Annotated in this window: 25 protein-coding genes; 13 read left to right on the forward strand and 12 right to left on the reverse strand. The window is 62.8% G+C overall.

Annotated elements, in window-relative coordinates:
• The 9 genes from ACF8O8_RS03905 to rpsB form a co-directional block, all read right to left on the reverse strand.
• Nucleotides 1–518: POTRA domain-containing protein (locus ACF8O8_RS03905; protein ID WP_392509278.1), on the reverse strand; the 518-nt coding region annotated here is incomplete at its 3' end.
• Between the two features lie 73 nt (nt 519–591).
• A complete protein-coding gene (gene rseP / locus ACF8O8_RS03910) occupies nt 592–1,944 on the reverse strand; it encodes an RIP metalloprotease RseP (RefSeq protein ID WP_350298677.1) in 1,353 nt (450 codons plus the stop codon).
• A 71-nt stretch (nt 1,945–2,015) separates the two neighbouring features.
• On the reverse strand, nt 2,016–3,206 hold the full coding sequence (gene ispC / locus ACF8O8_RS03915) for a 1-deoxy-D-xylulose-5-phosphate reductoisomerase (protein ID WP_049587431.1): 1,191 nt from the start codon (nt 3,204–3,206) through the stop codon (nt 2,016–2,018).
• Nucleotides 3,203–4,018 (reverse strand): phosphatidate cytidylyltransferase, encoded by an 816-nt coding sequence (locus tag ACF8O8_RS03920; RefSeq protein WP_392509279.1) that lies wholly within the window; start codon nt 4,016–4,018, stop codon nt 3,203–3,205. The genes ispC and ACF8O8_RS03920 overlap by 4 nt, the downstream gene beginning before the upstream one ends.
• The gene (uppS, locus tag ACF8O8_RS03925) at nt 4,018–4,773 is read right to left on the reverse strand and encodes a polyprenyl diphosphate synthase (RefSeq protein ID WP_010952675.1); all 756 of its coding nucleotides are present in this window, start codon (nt 4,771–4,773) and stop codon (nt 4,018–4,020) included. The genes ACF8O8_RS03920 and uppS overlap by 1 nt, the downstream gene beginning before the upstream one ends.
• A 15-nt stretch (nt 4,774–4,788) precedes the next feature.
• On the reverse strand, nt 4,789–5,346 hold the full coding sequence (gene frr, locus ACF8O8_RS03930; RefSeq protein WP_003252296.1) for a ribosome recycling factor: 558 nt from the start codon (nt 5,344–5,346) through the stop codon (nt 4,789–4,791).
• Nucleotides 5,343–6,086: a UMP kinase gene (pyrH, locus tag ACF8O8_RS03935; protein ID WP_003252294.1), complete on the reverse strand. Its 744-nt coding sequence runs from the start codon at nt 6,084–6,086 to the stop codon at nt 5,343–5,345. Before pyrH ends, frr begins: the two co-directional genes overlap by 4 nt.
• A gap of 181 nt (nt 6,087–6,267) precedes the next feature.
• Entirely contained in the window at nt 6,268–7,131 is an 864-nt protein-coding gene (tsf, locus tag ACF8O8_RS03940) for a translation elongation factor Ts (RefSeq protein ID WP_010952674.1), read from the reverse strand.
• A gap of 185 nt (nt 7,132–7,316) precedes the next feature.
• A complete protein-coding gene (gene rpsB, locus ACF8O8_RS03945; protein WP_003252287.1) occupies nt 7,317–8,054 on the reverse strand; it encodes a 30S ribosomal protein S2 in 738 nt (245 codons plus the stop codon).
• 346 nt (nt 8,055–8,400) lie between these two features.
• Here rpsB and map point away from each other — a divergent pair, with 346 nt between their 5' ends.
• Genes map through dapC form a run of 3 tightly spaced genes read left to right on the forward strand, consistent with a single transcriptional unit; the run spans nt 8,401 to nt 13,154 of the window.
• On the forward strand, nt 8,401–9,183 hold the full coding sequence (gene map / locus ACF8O8_RS03950; protein ID WP_003252286.1) for a type I methionyl aminopeptidase: 783 nt from the start codon (nt 8,401–8,403) through the stop codon (nt 9,181–9,183).
• 41 nt (nt 9,184–9,224) lie between these two features.
• On the forward strand, nt 9,225–11,927 hold the full coding sequence (locus ACF8O8_RS03955) for a [protein-PII] uridylyltransferase (protein WP_392509280.1): 2,703 nt from the start codon (nt 9,225–9,227) through the stop codon (nt 11,925–11,927).
• Nucleotides 11,928–11,957: 30 nt separating this feature from the next.
• Nucleotides 11,958–13,154, forward strand: a complete 1,197-nt coding sequence (dapC, locus tag ACF8O8_RS03960; protein ID WP_010952672.1) for a succinyldiaminopimelate transaminase — start codon at nt 11,958–11,960, stop codon at nt 13,152–13,154.
• A gap of 105 nt (nt 13,155–13,259) precedes the next feature.
• Here the strand turns inward: dapC and ACF8O8_RS03965 are convergent, their stop codons facing one another.
• Entirely contained in the window at nt 13,260–14,906 is a 1,647-nt protein-coding gene (locus ACF8O8_RS03965; RefSeq protein ID WP_049587427.1) for a Na+/H+ antiporter, read from the reverse strand.
• A 250-nt stretch (nt 14,907–15,156) separates the two neighbouring features.
• Here ACF8O8_RS03965 and graT point away from each other — a divergent pair, with 250 nt between their 5' ends.
• The 6 genes from graT to ACF8O8_RS03995 all read left to right on the forward strand — a co-directional run bounded on the left by graT (nt 15,157) and on the right by ACF8O8_RS03995 (nt 18,975).
• Complete coding sequence (gene graT, locus ACF8O8_RS03970) at nt 15,157–15,435, forward strand: type II toxin-antitoxin system toxin GraT (protein ID WP_350298663.1); 279 nt, start codon at nt 15,157–15,159, stop codon at nt 15,433–15,435.
• A gap of 8 nt (nt 15,436–15,443) precedes the next feature.
• Nucleotides 15,444–15,743 carry a type II toxin-antitoxin system antitoxin GraA gene (graA, locus tag ACF8O8_RS03975; protein ID WP_010952669.1) on the forward strand — a complete coding sequence of 100 codons (300 nt, stop codon included), beginning with the start codon at nt 15,444–15,446 and terminating at the stop codon, nt 15,741–15,743.
• 124 nt (nt 15,744–15,867) lie between these two features.
• Nucleotides 15,868–16,215 carry an ArsC family reductase gene (locus ACF8O8_RS03980; RefSeq protein WP_003252272.1) on the forward strand — a complete coding sequence of 116 codons (348 nt, stop codon included), beginning with the start codon at nt 15,868–15,870 and terminating at the stop codon, nt 16,213–16,215.
• A gap of 31 nt (nt 16,216–16,246) precedes the next feature.
• On the forward strand, nt 16,247–17,281 hold the full coding sequence (dapD, locus tag ACF8O8_RS03985) for a 2,3,4,5-tetrahydropyridine-2,6-dicarboxylate N-succinyltransferase (RefSeq protein WP_004574732.1): 1,035 nt from the start codon (nt 16,247–16,249) through the stop codon (nt 17,279–17,281).
• 81 nt (nt 17,282–17,362) lie between these two features.
• A complete protein-coding gene (locus ACF8O8_RS03990; RefSeq protein WP_010952615.1) occupies nt 17,363–18,568 on the forward strand; it encodes a cysteine desulfurase in 1,206 nt (401 codons plus the stop codon).
• Nucleotides 18,565–18,975, forward strand: coding sequence for a SufE family protein (locus ACF8O8_RS03995; protein WP_392509281.1), 411 nt, complete (start codon nt 18,565–18,567; stop codon nt 18,973–18,975). The genes ACF8O8_RS03990 and ACF8O8_RS03995 overlap by 4 nt, the downstream gene beginning before the upstream one ends.
• 112 nt (nt 18,976–19,087) lie before the next feature.
• Here the strand turns inward: ACF8O8_RS03995 and tcdA are convergent, their stop codons facing one another.
• The gene (gene tcdA / locus ACF8O8_RS04000) at nt 19,088–19,897 is read right to left on the reverse strand and encodes a tRNA cyclic N6-threonylcarbamoyladenosine(37) synthase TcdA (RefSeq protein ID WP_003252264.1); all 810 of its coding nucleotides are present in this window, start codon (nt 19,895–19,897) and stop codon (nt 19,088–19,090) included.
• Between the two features lie 119 nt (nt 19,898–20,016).
• Between tcdA and ACF8O8_RS04005 the strand changes: the two genes are divergently transcribed.
• The 4 genes from ACF8O8_RS04005 (at nt 20,017) to ACF8O8_RS04020 (ending at nt 25,157) form a co-directional block, all read left to right on the forward strand.
• Complete coding sequence (locus ACF8O8_RS04005; RefSeq protein ID WP_392509282.1) at nt 20,017–22,608, forward strand: glycosyltransferase; 2,592 nt, start codon at nt 20,017–20,019, stop codon at nt 22,606–22,608.
• A gap of 190 nt (nt 22,609–22,798) precedes the next feature.
• Nucleotides 22,799–23,950 (forward strand): succinyl-diaminopimelate desuccinylase, encoded by a 1,152-nt coding sequence (dapE, locus tag ACF8O8_RS04010; protein WP_392509283.1) that lies wholly within the window; start codon nt 22,799–22,801, stop codon nt 23,948–23,950.
• Nucleotides 23,950–24,762, forward strand: coding sequence for a putative RNA methyltransferase (locus ACF8O8_RS04015; RefSeq protein ID WP_392509284.1), 813 nt, complete (start codon nt 23,950–23,952; stop codon nt 24,760–24,762). Before dapE ends, ACF8O8_RS04015 begins: the two co-directional genes overlap by 1 nt.
• Nucleotides 24,763–24,779: 17 nt before the next feature.
• The gene (locus tag ACF8O8_RS04020) at nt 24,780–25,157 is read left to right on the forward strand and encodes a hypothetical protein (RefSeq protein WP_003252257.1); all 378 of its coding nucleotides are present in this window, start codon (nt 24,780–24,782) and stop codon (nt 25,155–25,157) included.
• A gap of 122 nt (nt 25,158–25,279) precedes the next feature.
• Here the strand turns inward: ACF8O8_RS04020 and ACF8O8_RS04025 are convergent, their stop codons facing one another.
• Nucleotides 25,280–25,489 carry a cold-shock protein gene (locus tag ACF8O8_RS04025; RefSeq protein ID WP_003252255.1) on the reverse strand — a complete coding sequence of 70 codons (210 nt, stop codon included), beginning with the start codon at nt 25,487–25,489 and terminating at the stop codon, nt 25,280–25,282.
• Nucleotides 25,490–25,611: the final 122 nt, after the last annotated feature.

Consider the following 25,611-nt stretch of genomic DNA (forward strand, 5'->3'; position numbering starts at 1 on the left):
ACGGTGCCTTCGTTGATCTTGATCTTCAGCGCCACACGGTTGCGCGGCTGCGGCACCACCTCGGCGTCGACCTCGGCCGAGTAGCGGCCTTGGGCCACGTACTGGCGCTGCAGCTCGTTACGCACACCTTCGAGGGTGGCACGCTGGAAGATCTCGCCTTCGGCCAGGCCCGATTGCTTCAGGCCCTTCATCAGGTCTTCGGTGCTGATCGCCTTGTTGCCTTCAATCTCGATGCTCGACACCGACGGGCGCTCGACCACGTTGATGATCAGCACATTGCCATCGCGGCTCAACTGGATGTCCTGGAAGAACCCGGTCTTGAACAGGGAACGAGTCGAGTCCACCAGGCGGCGGTCGTCAGCCTGGTCGCCGACGTTCAGCGGCAAGGCACCGAACACACTGCCAGCGGAAACCCGCTGCAGGCCGTTGACGCGAATATCGGAGATGGTGAAGGACTCGGCGTGAACTTCAGCGATCATCAGTGCGGACATGACCGCAGTTAGCAGCAGACGTTTCATGAAGTCCTTTTATTCCAACTGGCAATAAACAACCTGCCGTCACAGAACGGCAGGTTCGCAATTGAGCGAAGCTTTATAGTCGACCCAGATCGTTGATCAGGGCGAGCAACATCACCCCTATGACCAAACTGATACCGATCTGAACCCCCCAACCTTGCACCCGATCCGACAGCGGACGACCGCGCGCCCACTCGACCAGGTAAAACAGCAAATGCCCCCCGTCCAGTACTGGAATGGGCAGCAGGTTAAGAACCCCCAGGCTTATGCTCAGGTAGGCCAGGAAATTCAGGAAATCCCCCACGCCGGACTGGGCTGAAGCGCCCGCCACTTTAGCAATGGTTATCGGTCCACTCAAGTTTTTTACCGAGAGCTCCCCGAACAGCATTTTCTTCAGCGATTCAAGGGTCAGGACGCTCATGTTCCAGGTACGCGACAAGCTCTCACCCACCGCATCCAGCGGGCCGTAGCTGATTTCGCGGAGCATGTTGGCAGGCCATTCGCCACCTTTGACACCAGCGCCAAGATAGCCACCGACTGCCTTGCCCTCCCCCTTGCGGGCCAAGGTCACCGGCAGTTCCAGGGCAGCGCCGTCGCGCTCCACTCGCACCACGACCTTGGCATCCGGGCGGGCGCGCACGCGGTCGACTACCTGCTGCCATTCGGTCACTGCCAAATCATCCAGAGCCAGCAGCTTGTCACCGGTTTTTAGGCCCGCAGCGGCAGCCGGCCCCTTCGGATCGATCTCGGCCAGCACCGGGGTGATCGCCGGGCGCCAAGGGCGCAGTCCCAGGGATTGAATCGGGTCCGGCTCGTCGGCGCCCTTGAGCCAACTGTCCAGCTTGACCTGCAGCTGGCGCTCGGCGCTGGCGCCCTCATCGCGCACGCCAATCTGCAAGGTACCGCTCTCGCCCAGACGACGAACCAGCTGCAAATTGACCGCCGACCAACCGTTGGTCGGCTTGCCATCTACAGAAACGATTTCCTGACCTGCGGTCAGCCCTGCAGATGCTGCCAGGCTGCCACTGTCGACCGCGCCGATAACCGGGCGGATTTGCTGGGTACCCAGCATCGCCAGCACCCAGAAAAACAGGATAGCCAGCAGAAAATTGGCGATCGGGCCTGCCGCGACAATCGCAATACGCTGGCGCACCGACTTGCGGTTGAACGACTGCCCGGCCAGCGCTGGCGGCACATCGCCTTCGCGCTCGTCGAGCATCTTGACGTAGCCACCCAGAGGAATGACCGCAACAACGAACTCGGTGCCGTGGCGGTCATGCCACCGCAGCAGCGGCGTGCCGAAACCCACCGAGAAACGCAGCACCTTGACGCCGCAGCGGCGCGCCACCCAGAAGTGACCGAATTCGTGGAAAGTGACCAGCACACCCAAAGCCACGAGGGTGCCGATAATCATGTAGAGCGCTGTCATGTCCATCTCCGAATGATGTTCAGCGGGCCGGCATCCTGCCCAGCCCCCTCACGAACCTTGACGGGCCTGCATCAGCGGCCGTGACGCCTCAGCCACTCACGGGAAAGCTCCCGGGCACGCTGATCGGCGGCAAATACCGCATCCAGCGACGGCAGCGGTACGACGGGTTCCTGGTCGAGTACCTGTTCGATCATACCCGCGATCTCCGGGAAGCGGATGCGCCGTTCAAGAAATGCCTGGACCGCGACTTCGTTGGCCGCATTGAGCACGGCAGGCGCGCTGTTGCCGGCCTCGGCAGCCTGCCGTGCAAGGCGCAGGCAAGGGAAGCGTTGTTCGTCGGGCGCCTGGAAATCCAGACGGGCGATGGCGAACAGGTCCAGAGGGGCAACCCCGGAATCGATCCGTTCCGGCCAGGCCAACGCGTTGGCGATCGGCGTACGCATGTCCGGGTTGCCCAACTGCGCGAGTACCGAACCGTCCACGTAGTCGACCAGCGAGTGGATCACGCTCTGCGGGTGCACCACCACCTCAACCTTGGACGGCACGGCATCGAACAACCAGCAGGCTTCGATCAACTCGAGGCCTTTGTTCATCATGCTGGCCGAATCCACGGAGATCTTGCGCCCCATGGACCAGTTGGGATGCGCACAGGCTTGCTCCGGGGTCACGTCCAGCAGCGCCTCGACCGGCGTTTCGCGGAACGGCCCGCCGGACGCGGTAAGCAGGATCCGGCGCACACCGACGGCACTCAGGCCACGGGCGTAGTCGCCTGGCATGCACTGGAAGATAGCGTTGTGTTCGCTGTCGATCGGCAGCAGCACGGCACCCTTTTGCCGCACCGCCTCCATGAACAGTGCGCCGGACATCACAAGTGCTTCCTTGTTGGCCAGCAACACCTTCTTGCCCGCCTCGACCGCCGCCAGCGTGGGGCGCAGGCCGGCAGCACCGACAATGGCTGCCATCACTGCATCCACTTCAGCGGCCGACGCCACCTGGCAAAGCCCGGCCTCACCTTCCAGCACCTCGGTGGTGCAACCGGCCGCAGCCAGACTCGCACGCAACCTCACCGCCGCCTCGGTGCTCGGCACCACAGCGAAGGCCGGACGATGACGCACGCATAGCGCCAACAGCTCGTCGATGCGCGAATAGCCAGTGAGGGCAAACGCTTGATAACGGTCAGGATGACGCGCAATCACATCCAGCGTGCTCAGGCCAATGGAGCCGGTGGCCCCGAGCACGGTTATACGTTGCGGGCGACTCACATCACACCCCATTCGGCAGCCCACAACAGCACGGCGAAGACCGGGATTGCGGCAGTCAGGCTGTCAATGCGATCGAGCACACCTCCATGCCCGGGCAGCAGATTGCTGCTGTCCTTGATACCGGAGCGACGCTTGAACATGCTCTCGGTCAGGTCACCGACCACCGAGGACATCACCAGCAACGCAGCGCCCAACAGGCCCAGCAGGATCTGACCAAAGCCCCAGTCGCGGCTGATGCCGACACCCAGGGTAATCAACAGGCTGACCGCCAGGCCACCGTACACGCCTTCCCAGCTCTTGCCCGGGCTGACCTGCGGAGCCAGCTTGCGCTTGCCGAATGCCCGGCCAGAGAAGTACGCACCGATGTCGGCGGCCCACACCAGCACCATGACCGACAGGATCAGCCAGTTGCCCAAGGGCCAGTGCTTGAGCAGCACCAGCCCTTGCCAGGCCGGCAGCAACACCAGCAGGCCGATCAACAACCGACAGGCCGCACTGGCCCACAGGTCGCTGCTGCGCGGGTAGGTAAGCACCAGCCAGGTGGCCAGCCCCCACCAGATCACGGCAGCGCCCAGCACCCAGGGCGCCAGTTCCGGAAGGATGTGCAGCAGCATCAGCGCCCCCGCGACCACCGCTGCATAGGCAATGCGCAGCGGCTGGGCCATCAGCCCGGCAAGGCGCGCCCACTCCCAGGCACCGAGGGTCACTACGAAGCCGATGAACAGGGCGAAATCCCCGCCATTGAGCAGGAAGAAACCACCCAGCGCGACCGGCAGCAGGATCAGCGCAGTAATGATGCGTTGTTTAAGCATTAAGCACGAGCTCCAGCCTCGACCTGCTCGCTGGTCTTACCGAAGCGGCGCTGGCGCGAAGCGAAATCGGCCAGGGCATTGCGCATGGCCTCGTGTTTGAAGTCCGGCCAGTAGAGGTCGGAGAAGTACAACTCGGCATAGGCCAGCTGCCACAACAGGAAATTGCTGATGCGGTGCTCGCCACCGGTGCGAATGCACAGGTCCGGTAACGGCAGGTCGCCGGTTGCCAGGCAGGTCTGCAGCAGACCCGGGGTGATGTCTTCCGGGCGCAGGTGCCCGGCTTGCACTTCCCGCGCCAGCCGCTGGGCAGCCTGAGCGATGTCCCACTGGCCACCGTAGTTGGCTGCTATCTGCAGAATGAAACGGTTGTTGCCAGCGGTCACTGCCTCGGCCTCGCGCATGGCGGCCTGCAGCTCAGGATGGAAACGCGAACGGTCGCCGATGATGCGCAGGCTGATGTTGTTCTCGTCAAGGCGCTTGGCCTCACGGCGCAGCGCCGAGAAGAACAGCTCCATCAGCGCACCGACCTCTTCGGCAGGGCGCTGCCAGTTCTCGCTGGAGAAGGCGAACAGGGTCAGTACCTCGACCCCGGACTTGGCACAGACTTCGATGACCGCGCGAACGGCATCCACACCCGCCTTGTGCCCGGCCACGCCGGGCAGCAGGCGTTTTTTCGCCCAGCGGTTGTTGCCATCCATGATGATCGCGACATGACGCGGCACCGAGGACGGCGCCGCTGGCTTGGTCTTTTCCATTAAAAAACCCCGGCCTTAGACGGCCATCAGGTCCTTTTCCTTGGCTTTGAAGGCAGCATCCACTTCGGCGACGAACTTGTCGGTCAGCTTCTGGATCTCGTCCGCGGCGCGACGTTCTTCGTCTTCGCTGATTTCCTTGTCCTTGGTCAGCTTTTTCAGGTCAGCCAGGGCGTCGCGGCGCACGTTGCGCACGGCTACCTTGGCATCCTCGGCAACACCGCTGGCCTGCTTGGTGTAGCCCTTGCGGGTTTCCTCGGTCAGGGCCGGCATCGGCACACGGATGGTGGTACCGGCGCTGGACGGGTTAAGGCCCAGATCGGAGGTGAGGATGGCCTTTTCGATGGCAGCGCTGAGGTTCTTGTCGTGAGCGACGATCTTCAGGGTGCGGGCATCTTCGACGGTGATCGCGGCGACCTGGTTCAGCGGCATTTCGCTACCCCAGGCGGTAACCTTGACGCTGTCCAGGATGCTTGGGTGAGCGCGACCGGTGCGGATTGCAGCCAGGTTGCGGGACAGGGCTTCGATGGACTTGCCCATGCGCTCCTGCGCGTCTTTCTTGATGTCGTTGATCATGCTTGGCCTTCCTCGATCAGTGTGCCTTCAGCGCCACCCACCACGATGTTCAGCAGGGCGCCAGGCTTGTTCATGTTGAATACCCGCAATGGCATCTTGTGGTCACGGCACAGGCAGATTGCGGTCAGGTCCATCACACCCAGCTTGCGATCCAGAACCTCATCGTAGGTCAGGTGATCGAATTTCTCGGCATGCGGGTCCTTGAATGGATCGGCAGTGTACACGCCATCGACCTTGGTCGCCTTCAGCACCACGTCAGCATCGATTTCGATGGCGCGCAGGCAGGCCGCGGAGTCGGTGGTGAAGAACGGGTTGCCGGTACCGGCGGAGAAAATTACCACATCCCCGGAGTTGAGGTGACGAATAGCTTTGCGGCGATCGTAATGATCGGTGACACCCACCATGGAAATGGCCGACATGACCAGGGCCGGGATGTTCGAGCGCTCCAGCGCATCGCGCATGGCCAGGCCGTTCATCACGGTAGCCAGCATCCCCATGTGATCACCCGTGACGCGGTCCATGCCGGCTGCGCTGAGCGCGGCGCCGCGGAACAGGTTGCCACCACCGATCACCAGGCCGACCTGGACACCGATCCCTACCAGCTGGCCAACTTCAAGCGCCATGCGATCCAGCACTTTCGGGTCGATCCCGAAGTCTTCCGAGCCCATCAGGGCCTCGCCGCTAAGTTTGAGCAAAATGCGTTTATAGCGAGGTTGGCGACCACTCACCTGCTGAGCCATTGCGAGTCTCTCCTGCGGCGTACTTTTAGAAAATTCGTGCGGGCTGTTTGCAGCCTGCTAACTGTAGCGTGGCACCGCTTCGGTGCCAGCGAAGAGGGAGTCGTATAAACCCCTCCCCGTTTTGACAAAGAGGCTGCGCGCGTGAGCGGGCAGCCTCTTTGGGGCGACAGACGGGGCTGTCTTACTGCTTGGCAGCAGCGACCTGAGCGGCAACTTCAGCAGCGAAGTCGTCGACTGGCTTCTCGATGCCTTCGCCTACTTTGAAGTAGGTGAAGGAAACGATTTCAGCACCGGCTTTCTTGGCCAGCTCGCCAACCTTGATTTCCGGGTTCATGACGAAGGCTTGCTCTTTCAGCGAGGCTTCGGCCTTGAACTTGGTGATACGACCGTTGATCATGTTCTCAACGATGTTTTCCGGCTTGCCGGCGATCTTGTCGGCGTTCAGCTGCAGGAAGACATTCTTCTCGCGCTCGATGGCCTCGGCGGAGATTTCCGACGAATCCAGGAACTCAGGGTTCGAAGCTGCAACGTGCATGGCGATGTTCTTCGCCAGCTCCACGTCACCGCCTTTCAGAACGACGACAGCGCCGATCTTGTTGCCGTGCAGGTAGGCACCGACAACGTCACCCTCAACGCGCACCAGGCGACGGATGTTGACGTTCTCGCCGCACTTGGCAACCAGGGCTTCACGAGCAGCTTCACGCGAGGCGATCAGCGGAGCGGCGTCGGTCAGCTTCTGGGCGAAGGCTTCTTCGAGGCTTTCGGCCACGAAGTTCTTGAAGTCGTCTTGCAGGGCCAGGAAGTCGGTCTGCGAGTTCACTTCCAGCAGGACGGCGGAAGTACCGTCGGTCTTGACGGCGATAGCGCCTTCAGCAGCGACGTTGCCAGCCTTTTTGGCGGCCTTGATGGCGCCCGAGGCACGCATGTCGTCAATGGCTTTCTCGATGTCGCCGCCGGCCTTTTCCAGGGCCTTTTTGCAATCCATCATGCCTTCGCCGGTACGCTCGCGCAGTTCTTTTACCAGCGCTGCAGTAATTGCTGCCATTTCAAAATCCTCTTGGAAAGTTTTTCAACCATTCCACCCGTCAATCACGGGCGTTCAATTCTGCAAATCCGCTGTTTTCATTTCAGCAGGCCCATGATGCGGGGCCGATGCTGACAGCAGGATTTCAAGGTGGCAAAAAGGGGGCAAAGCCCCCTTTTTGCGTGCCAAGTAGACGCTAGCGCCTATTACTCAGCAGCAGGTGCAGCCGCTTCTTCAGCGTAAACTTCGGTGCCGCCGGCAACGTTGTTGCGGCCGCGGATGACTGCGTCAGCCATCGAAGTCATGTACAGCTCGATAGCGCGAATGGCGTCATCGTTACCTGGGATGATGTAGTCAACACCTTCCGGGCTGCTGTTGGTATCGACAACGCCGATGACCGGGATACCCAGTTTGTTGGCTTCGGTGATCGCGATGCGCTCGTGATCAACGTCGATAACGAACAGAGCGTCTGGCAGACCGCCCATGTCCTTGATGCCACCCAGGCTGCGATCCAGTTTTTCCAGGTCGCGGGAGCGCATCAGGGCTTCTTTCTTGGTCAGCTTGGCGAAAGTGCCGTCTTCGGCCTGGGTTTCCAGGTCGCGCAGACGCTTGATCGAAGCGCGGATGGTCTTGTAGTTGGTCAGCATGCCGCCCAACCAACGGTGGTCAACGTACGGCGAACCGCAACGAGCTGCTTGCTCGGCGACGATCTTGCCGGCGGAACGCTTGGTGCCGACGAACAGGATCTTGTTCTTGCCCTGGGCCAGGCGCTCTACGAACGACAGAGCGTCGTTGAACATTGGCAGGGTTTTTTCCAGGTTGACGATGTGGATCTTGTTACGCGCGCCGAAAATGTACTTGCCCATTTTCGGGTTCCAGTAACGGGTCTGGTGGCCGAAGTGCACACCGGCCTTCAGCATATCGCGCATGTTGACTTGGGACATGATAGTTCCTTGATAAGTCGGGTTGGGCCTCCACGTATCCCAATGACCAACCCGCGAATTCTGCAACTCGGGGCACCCAGGTCATCGTGTCGACACGTGTGTGGGTTAAGTGCTGACGGGGTCGTCCCCGAAAGCGGCGCATTTTATACCACAGACCGCGAGCGAACGGAACCCGGATACTGTTGCGTCTGTCAGCACTTTTTGCAGCACCCCGGCTTTCGCGCCAGAATGCCAGCTGTAGACAACAGCATGGCCGCCTTTATCCCGACCGATCGGCGCCCTGCTCTGCTAGAATCCGGCCTTTCCCGTTTGTTCGCGCCGTGCACGGCGCCGTAGAGAGCCTGTAATGACCGTCACCATCAAGACCGCAGAAGACATCGAGAAGATGCGCATCGCTGGCCGCCTGGCCGCCGAAGTGCTGGAAATGATCGAAGAACACGTCAAGCCCGGTGTCACCACCGAAGAGCTCGACCGCCTGTGCCACGATTATATCGTCAACGTTCAGCAGGCCATCCCGGCACCGCTCAACTACAAGGGCTACCCGAAGTCGATCTGCACCTCGATCAACCATGTGGTCTGCCACGGCATCCCCAACGACAAGCCGCTCAAGGACGGTGACACGCTCAATATCGACGTCACCGTGATCAAGGACGGCTACCACGGCGACACCAGCCGCATGTTCCACGTCGGTAACGTGCCGGTCTGGGCCGAGCGCCTGTCCAAGGTCACCCAGGAATGCATGTACAAGGCCATCGAGCTGGTCAAGCCGGGCTGCCGCCTGGGCGACATCGGTGAAGTGATCCAGAAGCACGCGGAAAAGAACGGTTTCTCGGTGGTACGCGAGTTCTGCGGTCATGGCATCGGCAAGGTGTTCCACGAAGAGCCGCAGATCCTCCACTATGGCCGCGCTGGCACGGGCATGGAGCTGAAGGAAGGCATGACCTTCACCATCGAGCCGATGATCAACCAGGGCAAGGCCGACACCAAGGTGCTGGGCGACGGCTGGACCGCCATCACCAAGGACCGCAAGCTCTCGGCCCAGTGGGAACACACTTTGGTGGTGACCGCCACTGGCTACGAGATCTTCACCCTGCGCAAGGACGACACCATCCCGCGCACTTCGGCCTGACCGCACCCCGACAGGCCACCCCACGACAGGAACGTGACGCGATGCCCCAGGTGGACCCCGAGCTGTTCGACCGTGGCCAGTTCCAGGCGGAACTGGCCCTCAAGGCGAGCCCCATCGCCGCCTTCAAGAAAGCCATCCGCCTGGCCGGCGAGGTGCTCGACAAACGTTTTCGCGCCGGCAGCGACATCCGCCCGCTGATCGAGGCCCGCGCCTGGCTCGTCGACAATATCCTGCAACAGGCGTGGAACCAGTTCGACTGGGGCGACCAGAGCGGCATTGCCCTGGTTGCGGTGGGCGGCTACGGGCGCGGTGAACTGCACCCGCACTCGGACATCGACCTGCTGATTCTGCTGGGCGCAGCCGAGCACGAGCAGTACCGTGACGCCATCGAGCGCTTTCTGACCTTGCTGTGGGACATTGGCCTGGAAGTCGGCCAGAGCGTGCGCACCGTCGACGAATGCGCCGAACAGGCCCGCGCCGACCTGACGGTGATCACCAACCTGATGGAAAGCCGCACCATCGCCGGTCCCGAGGCCTTGCGCCAGCGCATGCTGGAAGTCACCAGCACCGCGCACATGTGGCCGAGCAAGGAGTTCTTCCTGGCCAAGCGCGCCGAACTCAAGGCCCGCCACCACAAGTACAACGACACCGAGTACAACCTCGAACCCAACGTCAAGGGTTCGCCAGGTGGCCTGCGTGACATTCAGACGGTCCTGTGGGTGGCCCGCCGCCAGTACGGGACGCTCAACCTGCACGCACTGGCCGGCGAAGGCTTCTTGCTGGAAAGCGAGAATGAACTGCTGGCTTCGTCCCAGGACTTCCTCTGGAAAGTCCGTTACGCCCTGCACATGCTGGCCGGACGCGCCGAAGACCGCCTGCTGTTCGACCACCAGCGCAGCATCGCCACGCTGCTGGGCTACAGCGATGAAAACCCCAAGCGGGCGATCGAACAGTTCATGCAGCAGTACTACCGGGTGGTGATGAGCATCAGCCAGCTGTGCGACCTGATCATCCAGCACTTCGAAGAGGTTATCCTCGCCGATGAGGAAAGTGGCAGCACCCAGCCGCTGAACGCGCGGTTCCGCCTGCATGACGGCTACATCGAGGCCGCCCATCCGAACGTGTTCAAGCGCACGCCATTCGCCATGCTGGAAATCTTCGTGCTGATGGCCCAACACCCCGAGATCAAGGGCGTGCGTGCCGATACCGTGCGCCTGCTTCGCGAACACCGCCACCTGATCGACGACACATTCCGCACCGATATCCGCAATACCAGCCTGTTCATCGAGCTGTTCAAGTGCGAAATCGGCATCCACCGCAACCTGCGCCGGATGAACCGCTACGGCATTCTTGGCCGTTACCTGCCAGAGTTCGGCCTGATCGTCGGGCAGATGCAGCATGACCTGTTCCACATCTATACGGTCGACGCGCATACCCTCAACCTCATCAAGCACCTGCGCAAGCTGCAATACACGCCGGTGTCCGAGAAATTCCCGCTGGCCAGCAAGCTCATGGGGCGCCTGCCCAAACCCGAGCTGATCTACCTGGCCGGGCTGTACCACGACATCGGCAAGGGTCGCCAGGGCGACCACTCGGAAATCGGTGCAGTGGACGCACAGAAGTTCTGCGAACGGCACCAGTTGCCGGCCTGGGACAGCCGCCTGATCGTCTGGCTGGTGCAGAACCACCTGGTGATGTCGACCACCGCTCAGCGCAAGGACTTGTCCGACCCGCAGGTGATCAACGACTTTGCCCTGCACGTGGGCGACGAGACGCGCCTTGACTACCTGTACGTACTGACCGTGGCCGACATCAACGCCACCAACCCGAGCCTTTGGAACTCGTGGCGGGCCAGCCTGCTGCGCCAGCTGTACACCGAGACCAAGCGTGCCCTGCGCCGCGGCCTGGAAAACCCGCTGGACCGCGAAGAGCAGATTCGCCAGACCCAGTCGTCAGCGCTGGACATCCTGGTGCGCGAGGGCACCGACCCGGACGACGTCGAGCAGCTATGGGCGCAACTGGGCGATGACTATTTCCTCAAGCACACCGCCGCCGACGTCGCCTGGCACACGGATGCGATCCTGCAGCAACCGGCCGATGGCGGGCCGCTGGTGCTGATCAAGGAAACCACCCAACGCGAGTTCGAAGGCGGTACGCAGATCTTCATCTATGCCCCCGACCAGCACGATTTCTTCGCCGTGACGGTGGCGGCCATGTCGCAGTTGAACCTGAACATCCACGACGCACGGATCATCACGTCGAGCAGCCAGTTCACCCTCGACACCTACATTGTGCTGGACAACGACGGTGGCTCGATCGGCGACAACCCGCAGCGGGTCAAGCAGATTCGCGATGGCCTGACCGAAGCGCTGCGCAACCCCGAGGACTACCCGACCATCATCCAGCGCCGGGTACCGCGGCAGCTCAAGCACTTCGACTTCCCGCCGCAAGTGACCATCCTCAACGATGCCCAGCGGCCGGTGACCATCCTCGAAATCACCGCACCAGACCGCCCGGGCCTGCTGGCCCGGCTGGGGCGGATCTTCCTGGAGTTCGACCTGTCACTGCAAAACGCCAAGATCGCCACCCTCGGCGAGCGGGTAGAAGACGTGTTCTTCATTACCGATGCCGACAACCAGCCGCTGTCAGACCCGCAGCTGTGCAGCCGCCTGCAGGAAGCCATCGTGCAGCAACTGCAGGCCGGCCAAGGTAGCGACACCAGCCAGACCCGCGTGACCTTTTAACGATTAGACGATTGACGAGACCTTGCGCCGATGAACCATGCCTTGACCCAGCTTCAGCCCTATCCGTTCGAAAAGCTTCGCGCCCTGCTGGGCAGCGTGAAGCCTGCGGCGGACAAACGCGCCATCGCCCTGTCGATCGGTGAGCCGAAGCACGAATCGCCGGCGTTCGTCGCCCAGGCCATGGCCGACAACCTCGACAAGCTGGCGGTTTACCCCAGCACCCTTGGTTTGCCAGCCCTGCGCCAGGCCATCGGCCAGTGGTGCGAACGACGCTTTGGCGTGCCCGCCGGCTGGCTGGACGCTGACCGCCACATCCTCCCGGTCAACGGCACCCGTGAAGCGCTGTTCGCCTTCACCCAGGCCGTGGTCAACCGCGCCGATGACGGCCTGGTGATCAGCCCCAACCCGTTCTACCAGATCTACGAAGGCGCAGCGCTGCTGGCCGGTGCCACCCCGCACTACCTGCCCTGCCTGGAAAACAACGGTTTCAACCCGGACTTCGACGCCGTACCGGCCGAGGTGTGGAAGCGTTGCCAGATCCTGTTCCTGTGCTCGCCAGGCAACCCTACCGGTGCGCTGGTGCCGATGAACACCCTGAAGAAGCTGATTGCCCTGGCTGACGAACACGACTTCGTGATCGCCGCCGACGAGTGCTACAGCGAGCTGTACTTCGACGAGGATGCGCCACCGCCAGGCCTGCTGTCGGCATGCGCCGAGCTTGGTCGTAGCGATTTTGCGCGCTGCGTGGTGTTCCACAGCCTGTCCAAGCGCTCCAACCTGCCTGGGCTGCGCTCGGGCTTCGTCGCGGGCGATGCCCAGATCATCAAGCCGTTTCTGCTGTACCGCACCTACCACGGCTGCGCGATGCCGGTGCAAACCCAGCTGGCCAGCATCGCCGCCTGGCAGGACGAGGCGCATGTACGCGAGAACCGCGACCAATACCGCGCCAAATACGATGCCGTGCTGGATATTCTGCAGCCGGTACTGGATGTGCAGCGCCCGGACGGCAGTTTCTACCTGTGGGCCAAGGTACCGGGCGACGATGCCGAGTTCACCCGCGACCTGTTCGAAGCCCAGCATGTAACCGTGGTACCGGGGTCGTACCTGTCGCGTGAAGTGGATGGGGTGAACCCGGGTGCCGGGCGCGTGCGCATGGCACTGGTTGCACCGCTGGCCGAATGCATCGAAGCGGCGGAGCGCATTCGCGCCTTCCTGCAAAACCGCTGATCAACCCCTTCGCGGGCACGCCCGCTCCCACAGGTACAGCGCTGATTTCAAGCGCAGCGCAGTACCTGTGGGAGCGGGCGCGCCCGCGAAGGGCCTTGATAGGGTCTACTTGACTGAACCCAGGTTCGCCTCACTCATATCCAGCTCACCCAGTACTTGCCGCACCACCTCATCCCCCACCAGGTGCTGACGATGCAGGTTGTACAGCTCCAACCGCTGCGCCCTCAGGGCACGCAAGCGTAAACGCCGCTCCAGCAAGTCCATCTGTGCGGCCAGGGCTTTGGCTTCAGCACTGTCGTCGTAGCTTTCCAGCTCATCCCGGTATTCAGCCATCAAGCGCGCCTTCAACTCGGTCGCCAACGTTGCCTGCGCAGCATCCTGCGGTGCGTTGCTGTCGATCACCTCTTCTGCCTCCAAGGCATGAATCGCCGCCTCGGCCGTGCGCCGCCAGGCCTCCTGCACCTCTTGGTGCAAGCGTTCGTCAGGGCTCTTGGTCACCCCGCGCAGTAATATCGGCAGCGCGATGCAGGCGCTGATCAACGACAGCAGGATTACCCCCGCAGCAATGAAGATAAGCAGATCACGCTCCGGGAAAGCGGTGCCAGCCCCTATCAGCAACGGGATCGACATGACACCCGCCAGGGTGACAGCGCCGCGCACCCCCCCCAAGGTCAGCAACCAGCAGGAACGCGCCGTAGGCATCAGCACCAGTGCCGGCTTGCCGCGCCAGCGACGGACCACACCGATCGAGCGCCAGATACTCTGGACCCAGATGAACCGCAACATAATCAGTGCGGCAAAGATCGCCACCACGTCCAGGCAGCGGTAGGCCAATGTCGGCCAGAGGGTCGCTTCGTGGCTGACCACAGCCTTGATGATGTCTGGCAACTGCAAGCCCAACAACAGGAAGATCAGGCCATTGAAGGCAAACTCCAGCAACGACCAGACACTGCGGTTGAGCAGACGGGTACTGGTCTGACGCGGCAGCAGGTCGAGCCAGCTCTGCATCATGCCGGCCGCCACTGCCGAGAGAATACCCGAAACGCCCAAACGCTCGGCCAGCACGTAGGCTGCGAACGGCAGCAGCAACATGAACACCACATGGGTAGCCGGATCGTCCCAGCCCCGGGTGATCATCCACATGCGCAGGCGACCGATCAACCAACTCAGTACCACGCCCACCGCAAGGCCGCCCAGTGCGACCAACACGAAGCTGAAGCTGGCGTCAGCCAACGAAAACACCCCGGTGATCGCCGCCGCCAAGGCGAACTTGAAGGTTACCAGGCCCGACGCATCGTTCATCAGTGCCTCGCCCTGCAGCATGTGCATCAGGGGTGTGGGCAGGCGGTCCTGGGCAATGGCTGAAACGGCCACGGCGTCGGTCGGCGAAAGCACTGCGGCCAGGGCGAAGGCCACCGGCAACGGGATGCTCGGCAGCAACCAGTGGATGAAGTAACCGGCCCCGACCACGGTGAACAACACCAGCCCCACGGCCAGCGCCACTACCGGGCCACGAATGCGCCATAACTCACGCTTGGGGATGCGCCAGCCGTCGGCGAACAGCAGCGGAGGCAGGAATAGGAACAGGAACAATTCGGGGTCAAGGGCTACATGCAGGCCCAGCGTCGGCCACGCCAGCAAGGCACCGGCGGCAATCTGTACCAGCGGCAATGGCAGTGGGATCACACGGCCGACCAGCTTCGACAGGCTGACCAGCGTCAGCAGGATGAGAACGGTGTAGGCGGACTGCATCCGGGAAAGCTTCCTTTGTGAACCAGAAACGATAGCAAGGCGAAACATCGCCATTGGAACAATATGTTAGCGGCGACCGGCGGTTCGGGGCCGCTGCACGATAGTCGCAGGTGACGGGGGAATATGTAACATGATGATACCCAGCAGATGTGACCGGAGCTTGCGAGTCGCGTGCCCGTTATTGAAGACTTGAACTACAGCGATCCCGTCGTATAATCGAAATTAACGAATAACGTTAAGCATTCAGCTCATGATTCGAAGCTTTAGCTGTGCCGACACGGAAGCGCTCTTCACAACGGGAAAGACACGGCGTTGGTCAGATATCAAGTCAGTCGCGGAGCGCAAGCTGGCCATGCTCGATGCCGCAACAGAGTTGCGAGACCTTAGGTCGCCACCTGGCAATCGCCTCGAGTCACTGAGCGGCAACCGCGCCGACCAGCACAGTATCCGTGTAAATGACCAATGGCGGTTGTGCTTCACCTGGACAGAGCACGGGCCAGTTAACGTTGAAATTGTCGATTACCACTGAGGTGCATCATGCTCAAGAACGGTATGCGTCCAATCCATCCGGGTGAAATCCTGCGGGAGGAGTTCCAGAAGGAAATGGGCTTCAGCGCCGCGGCTCTGGCCAGGGCGTTGGGTGTAGCAACGCCAACCGTCAACAACATCCTGCGCGAACGGGGCGGTGTTTCCGCCGACATGGCACTGCGTCTGTCCATCTGCCTGGACACCACCCCTGAGTTCTGGCTCAACCTGCAGACGGCCTTCGATCTGCGCACAGCCGAACAGCAACACGGCGATGAGATCATCGGGTCGGTCCAGCGTCTGGTCGCTTGAACACATCCTGATCAATAAACAGGGGCGCCACGGGCGTGGCGCCGCGAGGATCGTTCCCGCATAATCCCGCGACTGACATCGAAAAACGGAGAGATTGGGGCTACTTGCAACCCCAATGTACACAATGACCTACACGCTCTACGGCATCAAAGCCTGTGACACCATGAAAAAGGCGCGTACCTGGCTCGAAGACAAAGCCATCGCCTACGAATTCCATGATTACAAAACCCAAGGCATCGACCGTGACAGCCTGAACCGCTGGTGCGACGAACACGGCTGGGAAGTCATCCTCAACCGTGCCGGCACCACCTTCCGCAAGCTGGACGACGCCAGCAAGGCAGACCTCGACCAGGCCAAGGCCGTCGAGCTGATGCTGGCCCAGCCGTCGATGATCAAACGCCCGGTGCTCGACCTTGGCGCGCGTACCCTGGTTGGCTTCAAGCCCGACCTGTACGCCGCTGCCCTGGCCTGAGCCCCCACCCTATTTCGCACGAGGTAATCACATGTCCAATACCCTGTTCAGCCTGGCCTTCGGTGTCGGCTCCCAGAACCGCCAGGGCGCCTGGCTGGAAGTGTTCTACGCACAACCGCTGCTCAACCCGAGCGCCGAACTGGTTGCTGCAGTAGCCCCTGTTCTCGGTTACGAAGGTGGCAACCAGGCCATCGCCTTCAGCAACGCCCAGGCCGCACAACTGGCCGAAGCCCTGAAGGGCGTGGACGCCGCGCAGGCCGCCCTGCTGACCCGCCTGGCAGAGAGCCACAAGCCGCTGGTCGCCACCCTGCTGGCCGAAGACGCTGCCCTGAGCTCGACCCCAGAGGCCTACCTCAAGCTGCACCTGCTGTCGCACCGCCTGGTCAAGCCGCATGGCGTAAGCCTGGCCGGTATCTTCCCGCTGCTGCCGAACGTGGCCTGGACCAACCAGGGCGCGGTCGACCTGGGCGAACTGGCCGAGCTGCAACTGGAAGCACGCCTGAAGGGCGAGCTGCTGGAAGTGTTCTCGGTGGACAAGTTCCCGAAAATGACCGACTACGTGGTCCCGGCCGGCGTGCGTATCGCCGACACCGCCCGTGTGCGCCTGGGCGCCTACATTGGCGAAGGCACCACCATCATGCACGAAGGCTTCGTCAACTTTAACGCGGGCACCGAAGGCCCGGGCATGATCGAAGGCCGCGTTTCCGCTGGCGTATTCGTCGGCAAGGGCTCGGACCTGGGCGGCGGCTGCTCGACCATGGGCACCCTGTCCGGTGGCGGCAACATCGTCATCAAAGTCGGTGAGGGCTGCCTGATCGGCGCCAACGCCGGTATCGGTATTCCGTTGGGCGACCGCAACACCGTCGAAGCCGGCCTGTACATCACCGCGGGCACCAAGGTGAACCTGCTGGACGAGAACAACGAACTGGTCAAAGTGGTCAAGGCCCGCGACCTGGCCGGCCAGACCGACCTGCTGTTCCGCCGCAACTCGCTGAACGGCGCGGTAGAATGCAAGACCCACAAGTCGGCCATCGAGCTGAACGAAGCGCTGCACGCTCACAACTGAGAACCCTGCCGGGTTTGAGGTGTTAAGATCGGGTCTGGCGCCAATGCACCAGACCCGATTTTCATTCCAGGCCTCGCAAACATGTTCCAGCCCTCTCCCTGGCGTGCCGACTTCCCCGCCATCGCCGCCCTGCAACGGCAGCACCAGACCTATCTGGACAGCGCCGCCACCACCCAGAAGCCGCAAGCCTTGCTCGATGCCCTGAGCCATTACTACGGCCATGGCGCGGCCAACGTGCACCGTGCCCAGCATTTGCCCGGTGCGCTGGCGACCCAGGCCTTCGAAACCAGCCGCGACAAGGTCGCCGCCTGGCTCAATGCCGCAGACTCGCGGCAGATCGTGTTCACCCACGGCGCCACCTCGGCACTGAACCTGCTGGCCTATGGCCTGGAGCACCGCCTCGAAGCCGGTGACGAAATTGCCATCAGTGCCCTGGAGCACCATGCCAACCTGCTGCCCTGGCAACAGCTGGCGCACCGGCGCAACCTGCACCTGGTGGTGCTGCCACTGGACGCCCATGGTCGTATCGACCAGGACCAGGCACTGCAACTGATCGGCCCGCGCACCCGAGTGCTCGCCATCAGCCAGCTGTCCAACGTGCTGGGTACCTGGCAACCGCTGCCAGCGCTGCTGGCCCATGCCCGCGCCCAGGGCGCGCTGACGGTGGTCGATGGTGCCCAGGGCGTGGTGCATGGTCGCCAGGACATGCAGCAACTGGGCTGCGACTTCTATGTGTTTTCCAGCCACAAGCTGTACGGTCCGGACGGCGTCGGCGTGCTCTATGGCCGCGCCCAGGCCCTGGAGCTGTTGCGCCACTGGCAGTTCGGTGGCGAGATGGTGCAGCTGGCCGAGTACCACAGCGCCAGCTTCCGTCCCGCGCCCCTGGGCTTCGAAGCGGGTACGCCGCCGATTGCCGGGGTGATCGGTCTGGGCGCGACACTGGACTATCTGGCCAGCCTCGATGCCCATGCGGTCGCAGCGCATGAAGCCAGCCTGCACCAGCACCTGCTGCGTGGCCTGGGCGACCGCGAGGGCGTGCGGGTGTTGGGCGCACCGCAGACGGCCCTGGCCAGTTTCGTCATCGAGGGCGTGCACAACGCCGATATTGCTCATTTGCTGACTGAACAGGGCATTGCCGTGCGTGCCGGTCACCACTGCGCCATGCCACTGCTGAAGGGGCTGGGGTTGGAAGGCGCGATACGGGTATCGCTGGGTTTGTACAACGACAGCGATGACGTGCAGCGTTTCTTCGACGCGCTGGACCAAGGCCTGGAGCTGTTGCGATGAGCCTGCCGGAACAGGCGCACCAAGCGCTGGAAGCGTTTCAACAGGGCAAAGGCTGGGAACAGCGTGCGCGGCTGCTGATGCAGTGGGGTGACCGCCTGGAGCCGCTGGCTGATGCCGAAAAGACCGAGGCCAACCGGGTGCATGGCTGCGAGAGCCTGGTGTGGCTGGTGGCCGAGCAGATCGAGGGCGTGTGGCGGTTCAAGGCCAGCAGCGATGCCCGCTTGTTGCGTGGGCTGCTGGCGCTGTTGCTGGTGCGGGTGCAGGGACTGGCCAGTGAGGAGCTGGCCGGGATTGATCTGCGCGAGTGGTTTACCCAGCTCGGGCTGGGGCGCCAATTGTCGCCGTCGCGCAGCAATGGGCTGCATGCGGTGTTGCAGCGGATGGCGGAGTTGGCGTCCAACCGCTGAATCGGCGCTGGTTGCTTCGCGGGCCCGCCCGCTCCCACAGGTACGGCATCATGCTTGGAAGAGATGCAGTATCTGTGGGAGCGGGCAGGCCCGCGAAGAAACCCACGCGGTCTTATTCAGGCTTGACCCGTTCCGACGGCCGGCGCGCTCCAGCCACCAGTTTTTCTATCGCCTTGCTCGCCGCTACCATGCCAAAGGTCGCGGTCACCATCATCACCGCACCAAAGCCACCCGAGCAGTCCAGCCGCACGCCCTCACCCACGAAGCTTTTCTGCAGGCAGACGCTGCCATCGCCCTTGGGGTAACGCAGCTGTTCACTGGAGAACACGCACGGCACGCCATAGTTGCGGCTGACATTCCGCGAGAAGTTGTAGTCGCGGCGCAGGGTGGAACGCACCCGTGAAGCCAACGGGTCGTTGAAGGTCTTGTTCAGGTCGGCGATCTGGATCTGCGTCGGGTCGATCTGCCCGCCCGCGCCACCGGTAGTGACAATGGCAATCTTGCGCCGGCGACACCAGGCGATCAGCGCCGCCTTGGCCATGACGCTGTCGATGCAGTCGATCACGCAGTCGAGGTGCTCGGTGATGTACTCGGCCATGGTCTCGCGGGTGACGAAGTCGGCCACCGCATGCACCGTACACCCTGGGTTGATCGCCCGCAGGCGCTCGGCCATGACCTCGACCTTGGGCCGCCCCACCTGCCCTTCCAGCGCATGGGCCTGGCGGTTGGTGTTACTGACGCAGACATCGTCCAGGTCGAACAGGGTAATCTCGCCTACGCCGCTGCGTGCCAGGGCTTCGGCCACCCACGAGCCCACCCCGCCAATACCGACCACAGCCACATGGGCCTGGCCCAGACGTTGCAGCCCCTGGTCGCCATACAGCCGGGCAACGCCGGCAAAGCGTGGATCTTCTGTGCTCATGTTCATACCCCAAAAAACCGGCGCGCATTATATGCCAGTGAACCCTTGACCTGCATCGTTAGGAAAGAGACTACCAACCCTGCTTTAATGTCCTATCACTTCCACATGAATGGACGACGATGTCTTCACGTAAATTCGGCCTGAACCTGGTAGTGGTGCTGGCCATCGCCGCACTGTTCACCGGGTTCTGGGCACTGATCAACCGCCCGGTCTCCGCCCCCGCCTGGCCAGAACAGATCTCTGGCTTTTCGTATTCGCCGTTCCGCCTGGGCGAAAGCCCACAGAAGGGTCAGTACCCCACTGACGACGAAATGCGCCAGGACCTGGAGCAACTGAGCAAACTGACCGACAGCATCCGTATCTATACCGTGGAAGGCACCCAGGCCGACATCCCGCGCCTGGCCGAGGAGTTCGGCCTGCGGGTGACGCTGGGGATATGGATCAGCCCGGACCTGGAGCGCAACGAGCGCGAAATCGCCACGGCCATCCAGCTGGCCAACACGTCGCGCAGCGTGGTGCGGGTGGTGGTCGGCAACGAGGCGCTGTTCCGTGAAGAGGTCACACCGGAAAACCTGATCAAATACCTGGACCGCGTACGCGCAGCCGTGAAGGTGCCCGTGACCACCAGTGAACAATGGCACATCTGGAAGGAACATCCTGAGCTGGCCAGGCACGTCGACCTGATTGCCGCGCACATCCTGCCCTACTGGGAGTTCGTGCCGATGAAGGATTCGGTCGAGTTCGTCCTCGACCGCGCCCGTGAACTGAAGCACCAGTTCCCGCGCAAACCCCTGCTGCTGTCGGAAGTCGGCTGGCCGAGCAACGGCCGCATGCGCGGTGGTGCCGATGCCACACAGGCCGACCAGGCCATCTACTTGCGCACCCTGGTCAATACCCTCAACCGCCGTGGCTACAACTACTTTGTCATTGAAGCCTATGACCAACCCTGGAAGGCCAGCGACGAAGGGTCGGTAGGCGCCTACTGGGGCGTCTACAACGCCGAACGCCAACAGAAGTTCAACTTCGACGGCCCTGTGGTGGCGATCCCGCAGTGGCGGGCCCTGGCAGTGGCGTCGGTGGTGCTGGCAATGATCGCCCTGATGGTGCTGTTCATCGATGGCTCGGCCCTGCGCCAGCGTGGCCGTACCTTCCTGACGTTCATCACTTTCCTGTGCGGGTCGGTGCTGGTGTGGATCGCCTACGACTACAGCCAGCAATACAGCACCTGGTTCAGCCTGACCGTGGGCGTGCTGCTGGCCCTCGGCGCGCTGGGCGTGTTCATCGTGCTGCTCACCGAGGCCCACGAACTGGCCGAGGCGGTCTGGATACACAAGCGCCGACGCGAATTCCTGCCCGTGCAGGCCGACAGTGCCTACCGGCCCAAGGTGTCGGTGCATGTGCCGTGCTACAACGAGCCACCTGAGATGGTGAAACAGACCCTGGACGCCCTGGCCGCCCTGGACTACCCCGACTACGAAGTGCTGGTGATCGACAACAACACCAAGGACCCGGCCGTGTGGGAGCCGCTCAAGGCCCACTGCGAAAAGCTTGGCGAGCGCTTCAAGTTCTTCCACGTCGCGCCACTGGCCGGCTTCAAGGGTGGCGCGCTGAATTACCTGATCCCGCACACGGCAAAGGACGCCGAAGTGATCGCGGTAATCGACTCGGACTACTGCGTCGACCGCAACTGGCTCAAGCACATGGTGCCGCACTTCGCCGACCCGAAAATTGCCGTGGTGCAGTCACCGCAGGATTACCGTGACCAGCACGAAAGCGCCTTCAAGAAGCTGTGCTACAGCGAATACAAGGGCTTCTTCCACATCGGTATGGTCACCCGCAACGACCGTGACGCGATCATCCAGCACGGCACCATGACCATGACCCGGCGCAGTGTGCTGGAAGAACTGGGCTGGGCCGAGTGGTGCATCTGCGAGGACGCCGAACTGGGCCTGCGCGTGTTCGAGAAAGGCCTGTCCGCCGCCTACGCCCACAACAGCTACGGCAAGGGCCTGATGCCCGACACCTTCATCGACTTCAAGAAGCAACGCTTCCGCTGGGCCTACGGCGCCATCCAGATCATCAAGCACCACGCCGGCGCGCTGCTGCGCGGCAAAGGCAGCCAGCTGACCCGTGGCCAGCGCTACCACTTCCTGGCCGGCTGGCTACCGTGGATCGCCGATGGCATGAACATCTTCTTCACCATCGGCGCGCTGTTGTGGTCGGCGGCGATGATCATCGTGCCGCATCGGGTCGATCCGCCCCTGATGATCTTCGCCATCCCGCCGCTGGCGCTGTTCTTCTTCAAGGTCGGCAAGATCATCTTCCTGTACCGCCGAGCGGTGGGGGTGAACCTCAAGGATGCCTTCGCAGCTGCGCTGGCCGGGCTGGCACTGTCGCACACCATCGCCAAGGCGGTACTGTATGGTTTCTTCACCAGCAGCATGCCGTTCTTCCGCACGCCGAAGAACGCTGACAGCCATGGGTTGCTGGTGGCGATTTCCGAAGCCCGTGAAGAGCTGTTCATCATGGTGCTGCTGTGGGGCGCGGCGTTGGGTATCTACCTGGTGCAGGGGCTGCCGAGTTCGGACATGCGCTTCTGGGTGGCGATGTTGCTGGTGCAGTCGTTGCCTTATGTGGCAGCGCTGGTGATGGCGTTCCTGTCGTCGCTGCCCAAGCCCGCAGAAAAGGCTGCCCAAGCGCAGCAGGCTTGAAGTTGCCTGGGCCGACCTGTGCAGCCCATTCGCGGGCACGCCCGCTCCCACCGGCTTGGCACAGGCGTTCAGAGCTGTGCAGTACCTGTGGGAGCGGGCGTGCCCGCGAATGGGCCGTGCTGCCCGAAACCATTTGATATAAGATAACGCCCCTCAGATTTCCCCGCCTTGCCTTGCCCCGGAGTCCCCCATGACGGCCCCTGCCGAGCTCTCGCCTACCCTTCAACTGGCCTGCGACCTGATCCGTCGCCCCTCGGTCACCCCCGTCGACGCCGATTGCCAGGCGCAGATGATGAACCGTCTGGGCGCCGTCGGTTTCCAGCTGGAGCCGATGCGCATTGAAGACGTCGACAACTTCTGGGCCACCCACGGCAGCCAGGACGGCCCGGTACTGTGTTTTGCCGGCCACACCGACGTGGTGCCTACCGGCCCGGTCCAGCAATGGCAGCATGAACCCTTCGAGGCACTGATCGACGCCGACGGCATGCTCTGCGGCCGTGGCGCCGCCGACATGAAGGGCAGCCTGGCATCCATGGTCATCGCCAGCGAGCGCTTCGTGCAGGACTACCCGAACCACCGCGGCAAGGTCGCGTTTCTGATCACCAGCGACGAGGAAGGCCCCGCCCACCACGGCACCAAAGCGGTGGTCGAGCGCCTGAAAGCGCGCAACGAGCGCCTGGACTGGTGCATCGTCGGCGAACCGTCCAGCACCACCTTGCTGGGTGACGTGGTCAAGAACGGTCGCCGCGGTTCGCTGGGCGCCAAGCTGACCATACGCGGCAAACAGGGCCATGTGGCCTACCCGCACCTGGCGCGCAACCCGATCCATCTGGCCGCCCCGGCCCTGGCGGAACTGGCTGCCGAGCACTGGGACGAAGGCAATGCGTTCTTCCCGCCAACCAGCTTCCAGATCTCCAACCTCAATTCCGGCACCGGCGCCACCAACGTGGTCCCGGGCGAGCTGACCGCGCTGTTCAACTTCCGCTTCTCTACCGAGTCCACCGTCGAAGTCCTGCAGGCCCGAGTGTCGGCGATTCTCGACAAGCATGAACTGGACTGGTCGGTCGACTGGGCACTGTCGGGCCTGCCGTTCCTGACCGAACCAGGCGAGCTGCTCGACGCCGTGGCGGCCAGCATCAAGGGCGTCACCGGTCGCGATACCCAGCCCTCCACCAGCGGCGGCACTTCCGATGGCCGCTTCATCGCAACCATGGGCACCCAGGTGGTCGAACTCGGCCCGGTCAACGCCACCATCCACCAGGTTGACGAGCGGATCCTGGCCAGCGACCTCGATCTGCTGACCGAAATCTACTACCAGACCCTGGTCCGGTTGCTCGCCTGATGCTTGCCTGCCCGCTTTGCCAGGCGCCGCTGAGCCGGCTCGACAATGGAGTGGTGTGCCCGGCCGGCCACCGCTTCGACCGCGCCCGCCAGGGTTACCTGAACCTGCTGCCGGTGCAGCACAAGAACAGCCGCGACCCCGGTGACAACCAGGCGATGGTCGAGGCACGCCGCGACTTTCTCGACGCCGGCCATTACTCGCCGGTCGCCCGCCGCCTGGCCGAGCTGGCCGCCGAGCGCCAGCCTGGCGCCTGGCTGGACATCGGCTGCGGCGAGGGTTACTACACCGCACAGATCGCCCAGGCCTTGCCAGCCGCCGACGGCTATGCGCTGGACATCTCCCGCGAAGCGGTCAAGCGTGCCTGCCGCCGAGCACCGGCGGTCACCTGGATGGTCGCCAGCATGGCCCGCGTGCCGCTGACCGACGCCAGTTGCCAGTTCATCGCCAGCGTTTTCAGCCCGCTGGACTGGGCCGAGGCCAAGCGTTTGCTCAGCCCCGGCGGCGGCCTGATGCGAGTCGGCCCCACCAGCGGCCACCTGATGGAACTGCGTGAAGTGCTCTACGATGAAGTACGCCCTTACGCCGACGACAAGCACCTGGCCCTGGTCCCTGAAGGCATGGCCCACGCCCACAGCGAAACCCTCGAGTTCCGCCTGAGCCTGGCCGCGCCCAAGGCCCGCGCCGACCTGCTGGCCATGACCCCACACGGCTGGCGCGCCAGCGCCGAAAAACGTGCCCGGGTGATCGACCAGCCCGAGCCGTTCGAGGTCACGGTTTCCATGCGTTATGACTATTTCGTGCGCCAAGACTGAGCACACCCGGAGCCCTTATGCGTCAACCTGATATCGAGATCTACCTGAAGGACGCCGACGTCGACCACAAGCAGATTGCCGAGTGGCTCGCCCAGGCAATCGGCCCGTGCACCGAGTGGAAGCAGAAAGGCCAAACCTTCAAATGCCAGGCCGGTAACATTCCGGTCACTTGGTTACCCAAGGCTGTAGGGAAATGGAACAGCCTGTACCTGGAAAGCGACCAGACGCCGTGGGCGGATGACGTTGCCTGCGCCCGCGCCGCATTTGCCGCGCTGGGTGTGGAAGTGCGCTGCGCGCCGGGTGGCTGGGTCGAGGAAGACGGGGAAGAAGATGCTGACCGCTGGGTCCGCATCAGCGCCGACGGTGAAGAGGAAATCACCTGGCGTACATCATGAAACGGCAGGCTTGCTCGTTTCTGTAGGATCGGGTTTACCCGCGAATACGGGCTATGCCCGTGGCAGCCACCGTGGTGGCTGCTTCGCGGGCAAGCCCGCTCCTACGGCTTGAAACCAGAGGCTCAGAGGCCCACTACGTCTTCGGCTTGCAGGCCTTTCTGGCCCTGCACGCAGGCGTACTCCACCCGCTGCCCTTCGACCAGGGTACGATGCCCCTCACCGCGGATCGCCCGATAGTGGACGAACACATCCGCACCACCTTCGCGCTGAATGAAGCCATAACCCTTGGCATCGTTGAACCACTTTACATTCCCAGTCTCACGAGACGACATCTGAACTACTCCGGATTTTTATTGTGAAGATCGCCTTGCAGGCATGAGGTCACCTGCCCCGTGCCAACGCCGCTTGCCGAAATATCCTGCAAGTGGCAGGCCGAGTATATGACACAGAACAA

The organism is Pseudomonas sp. TYF_14 (assembly GCF_043105275.1).
Lineage (GTDB): Bacteria > Pseudomonadota > Gammaproteobacteria > Pseudomonadales > Pseudomonadaceae > Aquipseudomonas > Aquipseudomonas alloputida.